General features: G+C 68.2%; 18 protein-coding genes and 1 pseudogene. 9 read left to right on the plus strand and 10 right to left on the minus strand.

Annotated elements, in window-relative coordinates; all coding sequences use genetic code 11:
• Positions 1–118: 118 nt before the first annotated feature.
• Genes ACFQ6X_RS20965 through ACFQ6X_RS20980 form a run of 4 tightly spaced genes read right to left on the minus strand, consistent with a single transcriptional unit; the run spans position 119 to position 4,095 of the window.
• On the minus strand, positions 119–517 hold the full coding sequence (locus tag ACFQ6X_RS20965) for a VOC family protein (protein ID WP_383183486.1): 399 nt from the start codon (positions 515–517) through the stop codon (positions 119–121).
• Positions 514–1,791, minus strand: coding sequence for an erythromycin esterase family protein (locus ACFQ6X_RS20970; RefSeq protein WP_383183488.1), 1,278 nt, complete (start codon positions 1,789–1,791; stop codon positions 514–516). The genes ACFQ6X_RS20965 and ACFQ6X_RS20970 overlap by 4 nt, the downstream gene beginning before the upstream one ends.
• Positions 1,792–1,849: 58 nt before the next feature.
• Positions 1,850–2,500 carry a CatB-related O-acetyltransferase gene (locus ACFQ6X_RS20975; protein ID WP_383183490.1) on the minus strand — a complete coding sequence of 217 codons (651 nt, stop codon included), beginning with the start codon at positions 2,498–2,500 and terminating at the stop codon, positions 1,850–1,852.
• Positions 2,501–2,511: 11 nt separating this feature from the next.
• A complete protein-coding gene (locus ACFQ6X_RS20980) occupies positions 2,512–4,095 on the minus strand; it encodes an FAD-dependent monooxygenase (RefSeq protein WP_383183492.1) in 1,584 nt (527 codons plus the stop codon).
• A gap of 111 nt (positions 4,096–4,206) precedes the next feature.
• Here ACFQ6X_RS20980 and ACFQ6X_RS20985 point away from each other — a divergent pair, with 111 nt between their 5' ends.
• Positions 4,207–4,785: a TetR/AcrR family transcriptional regulator gene (locus ACFQ6X_RS20985; protein ID WP_383183494.1), complete on the plus strand. Its 579-nt coding sequence runs from the start codon at positions 4,207–4,209 to the stop codon at positions 4,783–4,785.
• A 264-nt stretch (positions 4,786–5,049) separates the two neighbouring features.
• Positions 5,050–5,238 (plus strand): hypothetical protein, encoded by a 189-nt coding sequence (locus ACFQ6X_RS20990; protein WP_383183495.1) that lies wholly within the window; start codon positions 5,050–5,052, stop codon positions 5,236–5,238.
• A gap of 322 nt (positions 5,239–5,560) precedes the next feature.
• Here the strand turns inward: ACFQ6X_RS20990 and ACFQ6X_RS20995 are convergent, their stop codons facing one another.
• From ACFQ6X_RS20995 to ACFQ6X_RS21005, 3 genes are read right to left on the minus strand one after another with little or no spacing between them, the layout of a single operon-like run.
• Positions 5,561–5,941: a hypothetical protein gene (locus ACFQ6X_RS20995; protein ID WP_383183497.1), complete on the minus strand. Its 381-nt coding sequence runs from the start codon at positions 5,939–5,941 to the stop codon at positions 5,561–5,563.
• Complete coding sequence (locus tag ACFQ6X_RS21000; RefSeq protein ID WP_383183499.1) at positions 5,938–6,135, minus strand: hypothetical protein; 198 nt, start codon at positions 6,133–6,135, stop codon at positions 5,938–5,940. The genes ACFQ6X_RS20995 and ACFQ6X_RS21000 overlap by 4 nt, the downstream gene beginning before the upstream one ends.
• Before the next feature lie 10 nt (positions 6,136–6,145).
• A complete protein-coding gene (locus ACFQ6X_RS21005; RefSeq protein ID WP_383183501.1) occupies positions 6,146–6,619 on the minus strand; it encodes a hypothetical protein in 474 nt (157 codons plus the stop codon).
• 190 nt (positions 6,620–6,809) lie between these two features.
• On the opposite strand from ACFQ6X_RS21005, the gene ACFQ6X_RS21010 reads away from it, so the two are divergent.
• Together ACFQ6X_RS21010 and ACFQ6X_RS21015 are read left to right on the plus strand one after the other, a co-directional pair.
• On the plus strand, positions 6,810–7,565 hold the full coding sequence (locus tag ACFQ6X_RS21010) for a nucleotidyltransferase domain-containing protein (RefSeq protein ID WP_383183503.1): 756 nt from the start codon (positions 6,810–6,812) through the stop codon (positions 7,563–7,565).
• Positions 7,566–7,641: 76 nt separating this feature from the next.
• The gene (locus ACFQ6X_RS21015) at positions 7,642–7,800 is read left to right on the plus strand and encodes a hypothetical protein (RefSeq protein ID WP_383183505.1); all 159 of its coding nucleotides are present in this window, start codon (positions 7,642–7,644) and stop codon (positions 7,798–7,800) included.
• Between the two features lie 281 nt (positions 7,801–8,081).
• On the opposite strand, the gene ACFQ6X_RS21020 is transcribed toward ACFQ6X_RS21015, so the two are convergent.
• On the minus strand, positions 8,082–8,891 hold the full coding sequence (locus ACFQ6X_RS21020) for a universal stress protein (RefSeq protein ID WP_383183729.1): 810 nt from the start codon (positions 8,889–8,891) through the stop codon (positions 8,082–8,084).
• A 485-nt stretch (positions 8,892–9,376) separates the two neighbouring features.
• On the opposite strand from ACFQ6X_RS21020, the pseudogene ACFQ6X_RS21025 reads away from it, so the two are divergent.
• The 5 genes and pseudogenes from ACFQ6X_RS21025 (at position 9,377) to ACFQ6X_RS21045 (ending at position 14,004) form a co-directional block, all read left to right on the plus strand.
• Positions 9,377–10,177 (plus strand): annotated as a pseudogene (locus ACFQ6X_RS21025) (IS5 family transposase).
• 76 nt (positions 10,178–10,253) lie between these two features.
• Positions 10,254–10,892, plus strand: coding sequence for a hypothetical protein (locus ACFQ6X_RS21030; protein ID WP_383183507.1), 639 nt, complete (start codon positions 10,254–10,256; stop codon positions 10,890–10,892).
• A 311-nt stretch (positions 10,893–11,203) separates the two neighbouring features.
• Positions 11,204–11,809 carry a dihydrofolate reductase family protein gene (locus ACFQ6X_RS21035; RefSeq protein WP_383183509.1) on the plus strand — a complete coding sequence of 202 codons (606 nt, stop codon included), beginning with the start codon at positions 11,204–11,206 and terminating at the stop codon, positions 11,807–11,809.
• Positions 11,810–12,247: 438 nt separating this feature from the next.
• Entirely contained in the window at positions 12,248–13,285 is a 1,038-nt protein-coding gene (locus tag ACFQ6X_RS21040) for a PP2C family protein-serine/threonine phosphatase (RefSeq protein ID WP_383183511.1), read from the plus strand.
• Positions 13,286–13,557: 272 nt separating this feature from the next.
• The gene (locus ACFQ6X_RS21045; RefSeq protein WP_383183513.1) at positions 13,558–14,004 is read left to right on the plus strand and encodes a hypothetical protein; all 447 of its coding nucleotides are present in this window, start codon (positions 13,558–13,560) and stop codon (positions 14,002–14,004) included.
• On the opposite strand, the gene ACFQ6X_RS21050 is transcribed toward ACFQ6X_RS21045, so the two are convergent.
• Both ACFQ6X_RS21050 and ACFQ6X_RS21055 read right to left on the minus strand, forming a co-directional pair.
• Positions 14,005–14,562 (minus strand): hypothetical protein, encoded by a 558-nt coding sequence (locus ACFQ6X_RS21050; protein ID WP_383183515.1) that lies wholly within the window; start codon positions 14,560–14,562, stop codon positions 14,005–14,007.
• A 1,132-nt stretch (positions 14,563–15,694) separates the two neighbouring features.
• Positions 15,695–17,524, minus strand: a complete 1,830-nt coding sequence (locus ACFQ6X_RS21055) for a galactose oxidase-like domain-containing protein (protein WP_383183517.1) — start codon at positions 17,522–17,524, stop codon at positions 15,695–15,697.
• Positions 17,525–17,672: the final 148 nt, after the last annotated feature.

The raw sequence follows: 17,672 nt of genomic DNA on the forward strand, positions 1-17,672 counted from the left end.
ACGGCAGCGAGATCGCCCCGCCCCATGGGAAGCCGCCGAGGGAGATCCGCCTGCGGCCTCGCGGGCGTCAGCGCTCCGCGTGCTCCTCCCCGTGCACGTCGTGCTGGTCGTGCGCGTCCTAGGCGCCGGACGGCGCCAAGGTGCGCAGGACGTCGAACTCGTTGCCCTCGGGGTCGGCCATGACCACCCAGCTGCGGTCGGGGCCCTGGCCCACGTCCACCCTGGTGGCGCCGAGGCCGAGGAGTCTGGTCACCTCGGCCTCGGTGCCGCGGTCGATCGGGCTCACGTCGAGGTGGAGCCGGTTCTTCGCGGTCTTGCCCTCGGAGACCTGGATGAACACCACGGTGGGCGGCATCTGGCGGGCACGCACTTGCTCAGCGGTCGGCACCCATGAGCAGATCTCGACCTTTCCCTCGCCGCGCTCCAGGACCTGGAAGTCCAGGACCGCGCACCAGAAGTCCGCGAGGCGCTCGGGGTCGTGGCAGTCGACAACCAGTTCGGTGAATCTGCTGGTCATGAGATCTCCAGGTCGGTGGTGGTGGAGGTGGGTGCGCTGACGATGCCGTCGAACGCGTCCACGACGGCGGTCTGTTGCTGGATGCTCTGCATCCGGATGTGGTCGGGCCCCTCCACGCCTTCCGCGCGGGCCGCACGGAGATCGGCGACCGCGAGCCCCACGTCGGCCGCGGCGAAGGCGGCTTCGACGCTGCCGGGCACGGGGGGCTCCAGCGCGGTGGCGTGGAGGGTGAAACCGAACCGGGCGCTCTCGTCGCGGCGCATCTCGGCGGTCTGTCCCGTGACGCTCGTCAGGCCGAACGCGAAGTAGGCGTCGCCGAGGGCGTCGTGCAGGTACTGGCCCATGGGGAGTCCCGTGAGCTGCCCGCCGAACTCGACCGGTGTCCGCTGGATGTGCGCGTTGTGAGCCACCAGGACGACGCGGGCCGCGGGGTCGAGCCGGTCCAGGTGCCACAGGAGCGAGTCGGCCATGTAGCGGTCGCGGGCCGAGGTGTCGGCGGTGAGACCGCCTCCCGCGAAGAGGGCGGCCATCGCGCGGAATGTGTGGTCCGCGTGGCAGGCGCCTTCGAGGCGGTGCAGGGCGACCTCGTAGGAATGCCGGTCGCCCCGGGAGAGGTAGAGCGGCCGCAGCGAGCGGACGCGGATGAGCAGCCTCGCCAACAGAGCGCTCAGGGCGTCCTGTTCGTCGGTGGCCAGGCGGGCCCACGCGGGCGCGGCCACGGCGGCGGAGTCGCCCGCGAAGGACTCGGCGATGGTCAGCGCGTCGCGCAGGACCGGCAGCGTCTCGGGGTCGATCTCGCAGAGGTAGTCGGCGACGGGGTTCAGGGCGGGCAGCAGCGACCCACCGGCCGCTGGGATGTCGACGCCCGCGAAGCGCACGGGTGTCGCGGCGGTGCGGTTGTGATCGCGGACGAAGCGCAGCGGCGCCTCCAGTCCGATGGGGACCGCCGCCGCCAGCAGGGACGGGAGGTCGTCGTCCGCTCCCCCGCCGTGGGCCCAGGCGTCGAGCGGGAATCCCTCGCTGAATCCGTACTCGAAGGCGAGGGCGGTGAAGCCGCAGCGTTCCACCAGGAAGCGCAGCAGCCGCTGCCGTATCGCGGCGAACTCGGCGATGAAGTGGGAGTGTTCGCCCAGGGCGACGACGCGGGCTCCGTCGAGGATCTCGCGCAGCGGTTCCAGGTCGTCCAGGGGCGCCGCCGGGTCGGGACGACCGAGCGGGACGGCGCGGCTGTGGAGCCAGTCGGTGAAGGGCTGCCGGCCGGTGGCAGGAGGCATGGTGGTGACTCTTCCGCGAAGGGGGCTCTGAAAGGGGTGGTGGGTGCACGCCGGCGGATCACCGGGGCGGCGGCACGGGTGCCGCGTCTTCCAGCTGGTCGACGGTGCCGGACATGAGGGTGCGTAGGTGGGCGGTGAGGTGTTCGGCGGGCCAGTCCCACCAGGCGAGGGCGAGGAGCCGGGCGATGTCCTGGTCGCAGTGGCGGGTCCGCAGGAGGCGGGCGGGGTTGCCGCCGACGAGGCCGTACGCGGGGACGTCCCGGGTGACCACGGAGCCGGCGCCGATGATGGCGCCGTGGCCGATGCTGACGCCGGGCAAGACGGTGGCGCCGCGACCGAACCAGACGTCGTGGCCGACGACGGTGTCGCCCCGGCTGGGGAGCCCGGCCAGGAGGTCGAAGTGATCGGCCCAGGCCCCGCCCATGGTCGGGAAGGGAAAGGTGGAGGGGCCGTCCATACGGTGGTTGGCGCCGTTCATGAGGAAGCGCACGCCGGTGCCCAGGGCGCAGAACTTCCCGATGGCGAGCTTCTCGGGCCCGTAGTGGTAGAGCACGTTGTGGGTCTCGAACGCGGTCGCGTCCTCGGGATCGTCGTAGTAGGTGTATTCCCCGACCTCGATCAGCGGGGATGTGACCAGGGGCTTGAGCAGCACCACCCGGGGCTGACCGGGCATAGGGTGCAGCACGTTCGGGTCCGGCGGGACGGGCATGGCGGGAATCCTCACGGGGTGCGGGTGGTCAGGGTCTGGTCGGTGGCCGGGCGCGATCTCGGCTCCTTCTCGCAGGGTTGCCCGAACCAGGCGGCGAGAGCCTGCCGCAGTGCGGGTACGAGTGTGTCGGCGGGTTCGCCGACGGGCGCGGCCCAGGCGATGTGCGCGTCCGGGCGGATCAGGAGGGCGTCCGCCGGCCGGGCGTTGGTGCCGACGACCCGGACGTCGACACGGTGCGCCCAGCCCTCGGCGGCCTCGCGGAGTTCCGGCCGGTCGGCGAAGTCGAGGAGCACCGGGCGCGCGGGCCGCAGCAGGTCGGCGACGCTGGTCGCGCCCTGCGCGGTGTCCAGGGGCAGGTCAGGGGCGAAGGCACCGGTCAGGGGATGCCGGTCATCGCCGGGCGACGGGTAGCGGATGTCCGTTCCCGCGACCATGGCTCCCGTGCGGCGCAGGGGCGCCTCGTCGCCGAGCAGTTCCTGGAAGACGTCGCGCAGGGCTTGCGCGGCGGGGTCGTGGCCGCGTCGCAACGCCACCTGGGCACGGGTGTGCAGGAGGGTCCGCTCCCCGGCGAAGCGGCGTTCGGCGTGGTAGGTGTCCAGCAGTCCCGGCGGTGCCCAGCCCTGCACCTGGGCGGCCAGCTTCCACCCGAGGTTGACCGCGTCGAGCATCCCGGCGTTGAGGGCGACGCCCGTGGCGGGGAACTGGTGGGCGGCGTCGCCCGCCAGCAGGACGCGTCCCTCCCGGTACCGCTCGGCGTGCCGGGCCTGGAACTGGTAGCGCGACAGCCGAAGCGGCTTGCCCAACGGCAGGTCCTCCCCGAGCACGCGGCCGACGCTGCCCCGGAGTTCCGCCAGGGTCATCGGCGCGTCGTCCTCGAACGTGGTGGTCTCGTCCTCGGTGGTGGAGATGAGCAGTACCTCGTCGGTGAGCCAGCCGAAGCCGAACACGCCGCGCTCGGTCCGGGTGAAGCCCGCGCGGAGCATGCCTGCCCCAGGCACGTCGAGGTCGCCGTTGTCGCGGCGCGTCGCCCCCTCGGGGAGCGTGACCTGGGCCAGCCGGTTGACCTGGGGATACGTGGTCCCCGGGAACGCTATGCCCGCCATGTCGCGGACCCGCCCGCGCGAGCCGTCGCAGCCGACCAGATAGGCGGCGGTCACCCGGTACGGCCCGTCGGGGGCGTGGACGTACGCGCTCACGCCATCCGGGTCCTGGGTCACCTCCGCCACCTCGTGGCCCTGGCGTACGGGGGCGCCGAGTGCCTGGGCGCGTTCCTCCAGCAGGCGCTCCAGGCGGGCCTGCTGGAGCTGGACCGAGCGCAGCGGCGGGTCCGTCACCCGGGTCAAGTCCAGGTGGACGTCGCCGAACGGGAACCTGGGGGCCGGATCGGGATCCGTGGCGGTGGCCCGGATGTCGGCCGCCATGCCCCGGTAGCGCAACAGTTCGAGGATCTGACCGCCCAGCCCGTTCGCGCGTGGAGTCTCGCGCAGCCGGGGCTGCCGCTCCAGGATCAGCGGCCGCACCCCGGCGGTGCGCAGCTCCGCCGCCAGCATCAGGCCCGTGGGGCCCGCCCCCACGACGATCACGTCAGCGTCCATGCGTTCCCCCTCGAAGAAACGGCACGCCCCGTGCCGTTCTGGTGTCCAGAGAGTGCCCCGGAGCGTGAACACCTGTCAAGCACGGCACGTGCCGTGCCTTATTGTGGAGGGATGCCACCTACCCGCCGTCGCGGCCCCGACCTGACCGAAGCCATCATGCGCACCACCGTGGAACTGGGGCAGGAACTCGGTTACGCCAGGCTCAGCATCGAGGCGATCGCGGCCCGGGCCGGCGTCGGTAAGCACACCGTCTACCGCCGGTGGCCCTCGAAGGGGGCCCTACTGCTCGACTCGCTGCTGTCGGTCAACGGCGCGGCGCTCGACTATCCGGACACCGGCGACGTCCTCGCTGACCTGCGCACACAGATCCACGCGATCGTCGAGCTGCTGGGCAGGGCGCCGCTCGACTCCCTCTTCCGGGCGATGATCGGCGAGGCCCAGCACGACACAGGGGTCGCCGCCGCGCTCAACGAACGGTTCATCGCCCCGCAGGCGCGGAAGACCGTCGTACGCCTCGAAAAGGCGCGGGAACAGGGCCAGTTGTCGCCCGACTTCGATCTGGACCTGGCGATGACGATCCTGTCCGGCCCGCTGTACTTCAGGCTGCTGATCACCCAGGAGCCGCTGACCCCCGCGTACGTGGACCGCGTGCTCAAGGCCCTGTTCACCGGGATGCGGCCGCGCCCGTGACCCGTCGGCGGTCTGCAGGATGCCCGCCGCACGGGGGTCGCCCCCGATTGCGACGACCAGCTGGGTGCGCGGGTCGCGGGTGATGGTGACGTAGTCCATTGCGAAGAAGGTGAGTTCGCCGTCGCGGCGCGTCATCGGCTTCGGTGCGGGGATGCGACCGTCGGGGGCGGCGGCGCGACCGAGGCGGTACTCAGCGCGGGCACTGTCACCGTGCAGGGCCGTATCGGTCCACAGGTCGAGTATGAGGGTATCCGACTGATTGGCATGCCCATATCCATCGTTGATGAGGCCATAATCCAGCACACCGAAGAGCATGAGACGAGCCTGATCTTGGGCTGCGGCGGCGATCTGGGGTTGGGCGGCCTCAACATGAACGTCCGGGCCACGAGAGCCGGCGACGCCACAATCAGCGAGGCCCGGTTCTGCCAAGAAGAGTGGGAAGACCATGGCTGACCATGGCGTTTCCGCATCACAGAACCTGAGCCAGAATCCGTTCTCACGAACAAAGCCAGGCTTGGCAGTAGCCACGCAATTCACCCAAGACGCCCCGCTTGACACCCTCGCAGACGCTGGGCGGCGGGGTTGGCGACGGGCACGAGCAGGCGAGCAGCGATCTACCTGGCCGGACTCCACATCGCAGGCATCTTCCTGTGGTCAGCCCGATGATCCAAACGAAACGGCCTAACTCAGCGTCATGAAGTTGCGGGTGTCAGCCACGCACACGGGACACCTCAGAATGCGAGCCCTCCAGTTGCGGCCGAACCCCGAACTCGCTTCACCTGTCCCGCCAGCCCAGCCTGCCCTGGCCAAGGAACCCGCCGCCGACCGGCGCCGAGAATGTAGTGCGGCCGGCGGGTTCCCAGTGAGAGCCAAGCGGGAATCGGCGAACTCGTCGGATTCGCGACGGCCCGACTCCAGCACTGATCTGAACCCCGTACATGGCGAGGATGCGGAGCCGGATGACCGCGGCAAGGCTTTCGGGCCCGTGGTCCCGGTACCGCAGGGCGCCGGTGAGGTCGACGTCGGCGGACCAGTCTGCGGGGTGCGCCTGAACGCGCGGGGTGACGCCCTCGAGGACGTCGAGGATCTGCTCGTACAGCTCCGCGTTCTGCACATGGAAGTAGATACGCATCACGGTGCGTGGTCTGGTGGTCATCCCGCACTGCCCTGGCTGTTGTGGCCGAGCCGGTTGAGGTCGGCGGAGCGGGTGCCGGCGGACTGGAGGCCGGCGTAGGGGTGGAGTTTCGCTCCCGCGGTTCCGTTGGTGAGCGTCCGCGCCGGCGCGTCGGCCGACTGGGCGGGGGTGAGTATGGGTTCGCAACGGCCGAGGAGGTCACGACCAGGGCTCACTGCGAAACGGTCATGCGGACCTTCTACGACTTCCACCTCCGCGAGGGCAGCGGACCGGGCCGCGTACTTGACGCCCGGCGACGACTTGCCCGTCACCGGATTCGGCGTCCCCGGTGCCAGCCTCACGACGCCATGCCCCTTCGGTGCTGCCGTCTGCGATCGAAGCTGGAGGCGCCAGTGCACGCGCACGGGCTTGTCGGCCAGCAGCATCCAGCGCATGAAGTCCCTCGCCTCGACACCTGGTTGCCTGGTCCCACCTGATGTCGAGCACCCAGAGGAATCGCAGCAGGTCCAGCGCGTAGGAGCGCAGGGTCGTGTCTTCGCGGCCCGCGGTCTGGAGGTCCTTGAAGAACGCCTGGGCCTCCGCGCAGACCAGCCCGTCCTTGTCGATCAGCTGGTACGGATCCCCGGTCTCTCGTAAGCGGCCCCACTGCGGCAGCTCCAGAGCGGACAGATCACGCTCGGCCCCCTCGTTCTCAGGCATGCCCGGAAGCTAGCAGCAGCATCCTCTATACCGTGCCTGAACTGGGAAAACTCCCAAGTTAGTTCAGTCAACAGGAAGCCCATCTGAACTGGGCACTCATCACCGTGATGACCCAACGCATCACCCGCGAAGGACCTCGCACCGACAACTGGACGAAGCGGCCCTGACCCGAGCTGGCACGATGACGGCCATGAATCCCCAGCCGCACCCCTGCCCCTGGCTCGGTTCCGACCAAGCAGCCGCGGACGTCCGTGCAGCTGCCCGACTAGTTTCCGCGCGCTATCCGGAAGCGACCGGCGCGGTGCTGGGCGGTTCCGCCGCCCACGGTCAGTCCACCCCGAGCAGTGACCTCGACATCACGGTCCTTCTCCCTGATCACGGCATGAGACGTCGTGAGGTGCTTCGTCACGACGACCGCTTGGCCGAGGTCTTCCTCAACAGTCGCTTCGACCTGCGAACCGCCTTCGCGGAAAGCCGCATAACGCGCAGGGCGACAGCACTCTTCCTCTTCGCTGATTCCATCGTTGTCCACGATGCCGACGGTCATGTCGAGGCGCTTCGCCAGGAAGCGAAAGCCCTGTTGGCAGCAGGCCCAGATCCCCTGACAGGACCCGAGTGCGAAGCCCAGCGAGCCCTGCTCACAGACCTCTTGGACGACCTCACTGACACCGGCCCCCACAGCGACCCTCACGAACAGCTGGCGGTGGCAGACCGAGTCCTCCGCGAAGCGGCGCACTTGCTCACCGCGCACCATCGCACGTGGAACGGCGCCGGAAAATGGCTGCCCAGGCGCCTGAAATCAGCTGATCCCGACCTCGGCCAACACCTACTCGACGGACACCTCGCCCTGGCCAGACACGCTGACCCGACACCGCTGACGACCTCAGCTAAGCGAGTGCTGAACATGACAGGCGGCCCTCTCCGCGAAGGCTACGTCGCCCGCTGACACCTTGAACACCAATGTCAGAGCCATCGATGCCAGCGGTCACGTGATCTCGGCAGGTTGAAAAACACCTACCAAGGTGTCGTTCACCAACGCAGACCGCGTCAGAGACGTGATCCGCAACTTCAACACCCACGGTTTCGACTCGCTCTACCCCAAAGTGCACCGGCAGCGGCGTCAAATCGGTGGCGATGCCGCCAATTCCAGTGTGGAAGGACGAACTCACCTGGCCGGTTGAAGCAAATGCAAACCAATCGCTGTTCTGCCCCGCAGTGTGGTGAGTCGGGCTCATGGGATCCCGGTCGAAGCGCCGCGAGGCGCGCAACAAGAGGCAGCGCCGCTCCGGTCCGGCGTCTCCAGGGCTCGACCTCCACGCGCGAGAGAGAGCGGTCGGGCGACGTCACCTGGCTGGACGTCGACTCCGCCACGAGCATCCCACACCGTGCAGGTTCCCTGTCGGTCCCGGCGGTATCCAACCGTCTGACGGTGGGGCACTCACACCCACGGGCATGGGTCTGGTCATGCCGTGCCGCGGACGACGGTGACGGGGCAGTGGGCGTGGTGCAGCAGTGCCTGGCTCACCGAACCCAACAGCAGGCCAGCGAAACCTCCACGCCCTCTGGCTCCGACGACCACGAGCTGGGCCGTCCGGCTCGCCTCGATCAATGCCTCGCGGGCTTCGCCGCTCAGCACTTCGTGTCTGACCGTGACGTCCGGATATCTCTCCGTGCGGCCAGCGAGTGCCTGCGCCAACAGACGCTCCGCGCTCTCCGGGCCCGTACCGGGCGGCACGTAGTCCGGCTGAAACGCGTGTACGGCCACAATCTCAGCCCCCCGTAGCGCCGCCTCGGCGAAGGCGAATTCGACCGCTGCTTCACCGACGGAGGAGCCGTCGACAGCGAGCACGATCGGCCCCGTGCCGACCGGTTCATCGCGAACCACCATCACTGGACACTGGCTGTGGGCGGCCAGGGACGACGCCGTTGATCCCAGCAGCATGCCGATAATGCCACCCGTACCCCGGGGGCCGACGACCACAAGGTCCGCGTCCCGCGACTCAGCTACCAGCACCGCTACGGTGTCGCCGGTCACCACGGCTTCGGTGACCTCCACCTCCGGCGCCACCCTCCGAGCACGCTGCGCCGCCTCGTTCAACAGGCGTTTGACTGGTGAGGGGTCCAGCGGCGCCAACTCGGGCATGGCCGGCAAACTGAAGGCGTGCACTACACGAAGCTCCGCACGACGCCGCTGGGCTTCCCTGGCGGCCTCTTCCACCGCGGCGAGACTCGACGACGAGCCATCCGTTCCTGCGACGACAAGGTTGCCCACTGCTCCTCCATTGCTGGCTTCGGCTTCAAGCTTCACTCCGGCAGCACATTGCTGCCATCCAGGCTGGTGTCGGGGGGCGACTGCAGCTCAGCCCCGGCCCTCGTCTGATCCAGCGGCGCGTCCCCCAGGCGCGGCACCTGCAGTAACGGCGAGGAGGCCCGGGGCTGGCGTACGGCGGATTTCGTTAGTCGGGCCCAGCAAGGCCGATGAAATGTAGGTGTTCCGCGAGTCCGGCCGGGTTCAGGCAAATTGGCCGCGGGACGGGGTGGAATGCGTACGGCGAGGAGGGCGACGTCGTCGGTGCTTCCGGCTCCGAAGTCGGCGAGGACTGCGTCGCAGAAGGCGTCGAGGGGCTCACCTTTGAGTGCGGCGGCCTCTTCCCGGAGTGTAAGACCGGTCTGATCGCCTCTTGAGGAGGGCCCCTGGCCTGCTGCAGCAGGCCGGCGCGGTAGCTAACAAGTTGTCTCGTTGCTGCTGTGGCGGGGATTGTTGAGCGGTTGGTGCCGGATGCGCTGTGGGAGCTGTTCCAGCGGGTGGTGCCGTAGGCGCCGTCGACGCCACAAGAGTGGTGGTCGGCGCCGGCATGGTGACCGTGAGGTTCTGGCGGGGATCGTATTCGTGGCAACGTCGGGCTGTACGTGGCAGCAGCTGCCCGCGGCGTCGTTCGGCCCGTCCGGCGCGACGGCATACCGCCGGTTCGCAGAGTGGACGAAGGCCCGGGTCTGGGCCAAGCTCCACCGCCTGGTCCTCGACGAACTCGGCTCTTGCGGCGACCTGGACTGGTCGCGGTGCGCGATCGACTCGGTGGACATGCGGGCCCTGAAAAGGGGGACCTGACAGGTCCGAATCCTGTCGACCGGGGCAAGTACGGCTCGAAGATCCATCTGATCACCGATCGGACCGGTCTGCCCCTGTCCGCCGGCGTCTCCGCCGCCAACGTCCACGACAGCCAGGCCCTCATTCCGCTCGTGAAAGGCATACCTCCGATCCGGTCCCGCCGAGGACCTCGCCGACGTAGGCCCGCCAAGCTCCACGCCGACAAGGGCTACGATTACCGCCAACTGCGGAAATGGCTGGCACAGCGAGGCATCCGACACCGCATCGCCCACAAGGGCGTCGACACCTCACAGCGACTCGGACGACATTGCTGGACCATCGAACGGACCATGGCCTGGCTCGCCGGCTGCCGCCGACTCCACCGCCGCTACGAACGCAAGGCCGAGCACTTCCTCGCTTTCGCGAGCATCGCCTGCACCCTCATCTGTTACCGCAGACTCGCCAAATGAATGACTTGTAATGAGCACGGCGAGCGTGCGGTATATGTGATGGCCTGTGATGACAAGGCCGTGACACAGTCATCGGATGTCCAACGACGTCGCCTATCCGGTCTTCCGCACCTCCGACCCTGCCCTCGCCCTGCGTACCGCGCGCCGCCTCATGGAGTTCGGTCGCTGCGAGCACTCCAAGGTCTCGGCGTACACGGAGCTTTCTTCCGTCGCCGAGGTGCGGCGGATGGCGAAGGCCATACCCGAGCCCGAGGGGCGGTTCTGCGGGGCGTTCGAGCTGGAGGAAGTGGAAGAGATTCCGTTCGAGGACCTGCCGGCTCTGGTCGCCGGTGTCCCGGCGAGCGGCCTGCCGACCGAGGCGGCCGCCTTCGAGGGGCGGCTGCCCGTGGAGTGGGAGGTGTGGAACCTTCCAATCGGCCATATCGAGGACGTTTTCACCGCGGCGATCGGTCCGAATGTGGGCTCGATCCACTGGGAATCGCTGCAATGGCCGGACGCGCCCGAGGCGGGATTCAACGGCGAGTCCAAGCACGCTGAGGTGACCCTTGTCTTCAATGCCCATAAGCTCGAGCTTGACAAGCCCACCGACGACCACACCGTCTTCGTTCACGTCCGCAGCGCCGTCCACAACGGCCTCCAGAGCAGAGAGCCATACGCCCACTGGCTCGCCGCGCAGCTGGGACTCACCGTCATTGGGCCCGCGCAACGGCCCTGACGGCGGCCCGCCAGCCCTCCGGGCAGCGAAGGCGCACCGATCACCAGTAGAGCGTGGTGGGCCGTTCGCGGGTGGGGCCGAGCTGGGGCGTCGACAGAACGCAAACCGCCGTTCCCAATCGCATGGAGATCATTACCCGACTGCATGCATAGAGCAATCATGTGAGCCTCCGGCGCCCTCCGAAGCAGTGCCGCTCCGCCGATCTGATCGGCTGCAGCGTCATGGGTTTTCTCGTTACTCCACGGCGCGGCCGATGAGTTTGTGGCTCCCGACCGGTCCAAGCTCGTGACACCCCAGGAAAGGACACCGCCATGTCGGAGCTTCTCGTCGACTTCATCACCTCCCTCGACGGCCACGCATCGGGAGAGGGATGGCCCGGGTTCTGGGGCCTCGAGGGCCCGGAGTACCTCGCATGGCTCGGCGAGCAGCCCAAGGCCACTTACCTGATGGGAGCGAACACCTACCGCCTGATGTCGGGCTTCGCCGCAGGCGAGGTCCCGAATGGCCAAGACGAGTTCAGGCCCGAAGAAGAGGCGTCCGTCGACGAGCTCACGCAAGCGTCCAAGGTTGTGTTCTCCTCCTCACTCGAGGAGCCACTGACGTGGGCCAACTCCACGCTCGTCCGCGACGACGCTGTCGAGGCGGTCCGCGCGATGAAGTCGAGTGGCTCTGGGCTCCTCAGCACGATCGGCAGCCTCAGCCTGTGCCAATCCCTGCTACGAGCCGGTCTCGTCGACCGCTTCCGGGTCGTGATGTTCCCGGTGATCACCGGGGCCACGGGCGAAGAACGCATCTACGACGGCTATCCGGACGTTGCCCTCGAGATGATCGAGCACCGCACCTTCGACCGCCGCATCCAGCTGGTCGAGTACAAGCCCCGCGTGCTTGAGCACCCGCCGCTCGGCGTCCCTGCGTGACGTCGCCCCGTCCGCCGGTTGGACGGCCGACAGGCCGACGTCGGCGGGCGCGGAGCCGTCCGGAACTGCCCGCACTGCGGTCAGCCCGTCACCATCGTGGCCTTGCTGGCCGATCTCGGTGTCCTGTGCGCCGTCCCGGGTGGCTGACGACTTGGACACGAGGACGGGTTGGGCCCGGCGGTGGTTCGCAACATGGCAATCCGCCCCAGGCCGGAGAGACCGCCGCGCGGTGAGGGCGACCGGAATCTGAGCATCGATTGGTTGATCAGTGACAGCAAAGTTTGAGCAGCTCGGGCCACAGGGGCACTCATCGACTGTTGAGCGGGAGGGGCGGGCGGGGTCTTCAGAGCGCTATGCCCCCATTGCGCAGATATTCTGTGAAGTGTGATCGAGCCTGGACGGCCGCGGCTCCGTAGGCACCCCGGCCCGGGAAGACTGGTGCGGCTCTCGCCGGTCATCCTGACCGTCGTCATCGCCAGTCTGGCATACGCCACTCCGCCGGAAATGGCCTTCAGCCGCCTTTTGCCTGCGGCGCCGGCCCTCGCCGCTGCCATGTGGCCGGTGCTCCCCACCGTTCTGCTCGGGACGGTCTGTCTCGTTCTGATGATCGGTCTCGGCCTCGTCTTCCCCGATCTGGGAACGTGGTGGACGGCCGCGGGAATCATCGCGGTCACCGTGGCCGCCGCGTACGGAAGCCATGTGCGCCTCCAACGGGAGCGCACCCTCTTCCAGGTACGGCTCGTCGCCGACGCGGCGCAGCAGGTGGTACTGAGCCCCATGCCACGCCGTATCGGCAGCATCGAGATCGAGTCGCTGTATCTCGCGGCCGCAGCGGAGGCCCGCATCGGCGGGGATTTCTACGAGGTGGCCGACACGCCATACGGGGTCAGGCTGCTCATCGGTGACGTGCGAGGTAAGGGCCTGCCGGCAGTGGGCGCGGCCGCGGCGATCGTCAACGCCTTCCGGGAGGCGGCCTACGGCGAGACCGACATGATCAACGTCGCACGCAGGCTGGACGCCAGCAGCACCCGTTACAACGCCGCCTTTCCCCCCGAGGGGCCGATGGAGCGCTTCGCCACCGCTCTTCTCGTCGAGATCCCGCACGAGGGCAGACGTATAGACATCCTCAACTGCGGACACCCTCCGCCGCTGCTCCTGAACCGCGGGAAACTCCGTGTCCTCGAGTCGGCCACCCCCTCGCCACTGCTCAGCCTCGCGGAGCTAATCGGCGAGCACTACAACGTCGACACCTTCGACTTCTCCCCCACCGACATGCTGCTTCTTTATACCGACGGGATCGCCGAGGCCCGCGCCCGCGACGGCGAGTTCTTCCCGCTGGCAGCTTGGATGCGTCGACAGCCCCCGACACCTCCCCGCGAGCTGCTCGCGGCTCTTCACAGCGATCTCCTCCGATACAGCAGAGGACACCTTGACGACGACATCGCCGCCCTCGCCGTACGTATGCGTGAGCCCTGAGACACGGGCGTCCGAGTGAGCACTTTTTCAGCTCACGCTGACGCCACAGGCGAAGAGCGAGGGCGGCTCGGACGAGGTCGGTGATGCGGTTGGTGCGAACCGCTCGTCAGTGTGGATCGGCAACGCTATGGCGCGCCCGGGCCTGCCCGGTCAGCCGGGACCGGGATAGTCGCTTTGACCCCGCCTCTGCGCAGGTAGGCCCGGTTCCCGAGCAGCAGGTGATCGTCGTTGCCGCCTTGTGGCGCAGTGCCGTCCCTTGGGACCATCTCCGCATGTTCGAGTTGCTCCCCGGAGTCGGTCTCCGGCTCCCTGGCTCTGCCGGCACCCTCCGCTTCGGCATGGACGAGCGCACCGCCCAGTGGGCCGTCGCCACCGTCGCGGACGTTCGCGATGGTTGGCTCTGTGGCGCCCGCTGGGCCTTCAGCGCGCAGTACCGGGGCCTGACGCTCGACACATACGGTGACACCACGGACCGCCGCGGCCGGCACCAGGACACCCCTGGCCTAGCCTGCATCGGCCTCACCCGCGACCCCTTCACGCTCACTGGGCCGTCTGCCTGCCCAGTTGTCCTCCGCGACATCAACCTCTTCGGCTACCCGACCGCCGAGGTTTCGGATGCTTTCAGTGACGGCCTGCCCCCGACGCTCCGGGTCAGCGGCGACGGTCTCTACCTCACCACCGTGTCACTTCACGCGGAACCCGTACCTTTCGAGAACTGATCACGACGGCGAGCCGGGCAAGTCGAGGTCGCGGCGCATCGCCTCACGCAGGGCGACCAGGCTGGGCCAGAGGTCATCGATCCGCTCCGTCAAAGCGTCAACACTGTCACCTGGATTCTGCGGTCCGACGTCCAAACGCTTGACCAGCCCATGGATCTTGCGCAGCGCCCCATTGACGCGGCCGACTACGCCGAGAACATCGTTGGAGGCAATGATGTGGGTTTCGGCGTGCTGGGCGACGTAGGCGTCCCAGCGTTGCTTCAACTCCTCGCGGTGCGTGTCCTCCAGAGTGCCGGCACGCCGCATGTCGTACATGCAAGCCGCCAGTGCGTCCCGTGCTGTGCGGGCTGCCGCACTGAACCGCACGTATGCAGCCTGCCGTTCCTCGAGCAGACGGTTCGCCCGGGCCCTTGCCAGGTCCTCATGCCGGTGGCGCTCGACACGGTCCTGTTCCCGCCGGTGCACCTGCTGCGTAAAACGCTGGGTCACCAAAACCGACACCAGCGACACAGCGCTACCGATCACAGCCGCCGACAACGTCAACACTGCCCCACCCATAACGCCCACCCCTCCCCGACACAGCTGAACGCACCGTATACAGGACCTCCACCCTCTGTAGGTCATTCCCTACTTTCGCTCTCAGAGCACGCCAGCATGACAGGGGTCGCGGCGTCGGGCACGACAGCACGTAGCCGAAATCCCCGCACTACACCGACCACCACAGCCCACCAGCGACCCGGCCCCCGCAGCGGAACCATCGTGTTCGCCGCGGTGGCTGTGGTGGGCGGCAGCTGGGCGGCGGTCGCGTGGGGCCTACTCGCCGGGAGCCCGCCGTACCCAACCGCGGTCGAACCGGCCGCCAACAGCCCCTACCTGACCCTTCCGCGTGCTCGCACCAACACCGCGCTGCAATGACGTCGGCGACCGACTCGAAGTCCGCACACCAACCCATCCCTGTCGGCAGGCGATCGTGTGTGAGAGTGGCCGTGCACGCAACTCGGAGGACGCCCTCACTGGCGCGCACCTCACCGTCGCCACTCGCGCGGCCTCCGAGTTCTGAGGCTTCGCACGCATGCGGGGCATGCCTGCCTGAACGGCACGAACAGCCAAGGATGTTCCCCTACCTTCCAAGTCGACTACCGACTCGAGGGGACCGATGCACACGTTCAAGATGACCGGCGATTACGCGTCCGCGATGGTGACGGTCATCCCCATCATCCTGCTGCTGGGCAGGGCAGAGGTTCATAAATGACTGGCCACGTTTCTCACCAGGAGAGGTCCGGACTTCGACCAGGAGTTCCGCGATCTCAGCCTGAAGGTCTTCAAGGGGAAACAGCAGCGCCCGCAGGAGCCGGATTCGCCCGCCATCCAGGTCCCCGAGCGGGATCCTTTTTCCCCGTTCATTGATGCGGGCAAGACGGGTGGCGGCTTCACGCAGGGCGTCAAGATCACAACCGGCGTGATGGGCGAGGAAGAGAGGTCTCCGCCTTCGTTGTGGTGGGCCAGGCCGGTTCTGGCGAAGCTCGAACAGCGAGTCCAAACACCAGAAGAATCTTAGGAACAGCGATCCGCTCCGGACCCACAGGAGCCTGCCCTCCCCGACTGCCGGGCGAATGCTCGGGGCGTCGGCTGTGGGGCGGATTTCAGCCGTGGGTACGGTGCGGCGCGGTGGATCGGCTGAAGTCGGAGGTCACCGTCCCTTCGGCTGCGATCTGAGGGCGACGAACTGGGCGGTGCTGGGGACGCCGTCCTCGTCGAGCAGGAACAGCATGTAGTAGCCGGGCGGCGCGTCGTTGGCCGTCGGCGGGGCCTGGAGGGTCAGCTTGCCGCCCTTGCGGGAGGTGATCCGCAGGTCGAGGTGACGCTGGCTGAAGTTCACCGCGTGGGTCGCGGTCGTGGGCGCGAGCAGGACAGCGCGCTTGACGCGGTCCGGTGTCGAGGTGGTGACCTCGAAGTGGGACCGGTGGGCGATCGGGCCATCAGGGACGCGGCTCAGGACCGGGCGAGGGCCCTGGTGGAGGTAAGCCGGCTCATAGAGCTCGATGCTGCCGTTCATGTCATCGCTGATGTTGGGATCGTTGGCGAGCTGTTGGAGTTCGTCGCCAGTGAGCATGATGCGGCCGTCGGGCAGCACCACCGCATTGGAGTGGTAGCCGCGCGGGAGCCGCTGGACCGGCCCGAGCTTCCACTGTCCGAGGGCGTCGCGCGTCTCGACCTGGCGGTATTTCAGGTCGGCACTCGGGTTGTACGGCCCGTTGCCGTAATCACGGATGTCGTAGGCTCCGTTGACCGTGAGCAGGTTCCCGCCGGGGAGGATGACGGTGTCGTCCTGGGTGCGGCCGAAGGCCCGGGGCTGTTGGGTCTTCCACTTGCCATGGGCGAGCCGGTAGGTGTTGGGGTCGTCCCGGTTGCCGCCGAGGACGAGCACGGAGTCCGGGCCCCGGAATCCGGCGGGCAGGGGCACGGCGGAGCCGTAGTTGCGGCTGAAGTTGTCGGGCCGGGCGGGCAGGTCGGACCGGGTCTCGGCGACCGGGTCGAAGATCCATTGCTGCTTCGGGTCACGTCCGAGGCCGTAGACCTTGCCGTCGCGCAAGGTGAACAGATGCGGGTAGTCGCTGGTCGAGCTGAACGGGGCGTCCACGCGGAGCCTGTCGACGGGGACGTTGCGGGGGATGTCCTTCTCGTTCCAGGGGACGGCGTGGCTCTTCGCGGGGAAGCGCTCGACGACCGGAGTGGCGGTACCCCATCCGTTCTCGGACTGGCCCGACATGATCAGCAGACGTCCGTCCGGGGCGGCGACGACAGACGGATACCAGCGGCCCACCGACATGTCCTGGTTCACCGCCCAGCTCTCCGTCCACGGGTCGAAGACCAGCGAGAGCTTGGCGCCGCTGCCGCCCTTGCCACCGAGGTTTCCGCCGAACACGCCGAGCATGCCGTTGGGCAGGAACGCGTGCCCGGCGCAGAAGAACGGAGCGGGACGGCTCTCCTGCGTACCGTCCGGCATGACGACTTCCGGCGGGGTCACCTTCGTGAAGGCCGTCGGGCCTGTCCCCTTGGCGGGATCCCACAGGAACGCGCGGCCGGCGTTGGCGGCGCCGATCGTGTCGGTGGGCGCCGGCTCGAGCGTGGGGTTGGATTCCATCCGCTCGAACGAGAACAGCAACACCTTGCCCGTGGGCAGCTGGGCGACGTGCGCACCGAAGTCGGGAGAGGGGAAGTACTCGGCGAACTGGCCGTACGCCTTGGGATGGAACTGGGAGTTGGCCTCCGCCTGGGACGTGGCGAGGTTCTGCAGGCTCTGGACGCGGGCCAGCTGGGAGTAGCCGTCCAGGGCCTTGGCCCCGGAACGGACGCGCGCGTGTGCCTTGGCGTGGTCCTGGCCAAGTACGGTGGCTTCTTCGGCGCTGGTGTCGGTCGCCTGGCCCGAATCATGGGCGTGGGCCGGAAGTGCCGTGGCCATGAGGGCGCCGACCACGGCGCATGCCGAGATCACCGCCGACAGCTTTGTGCGTGACATGGAGCTCCTCGTGGGAAGAGGTGGCGACGGATCGCCAGAGGATCACTGAGAGTGAAATTTCGTGATCAACATCACTCAATGTCATATTTATGGCTATCTGACTTCATGTGCACGTCCAGAAAGGGCGCACACGCTGGGCTGTCCGTGT

The sequence above is a fragment of the Streptomyces sp. NPDC056452 genome (assembly GCF_042796085.1).
Taxonomy (GTDB): Bacteria; Actinomycetota; Actinomycetes; order Streptomycetales; family Streptomycetaceae; genus Streptomyces.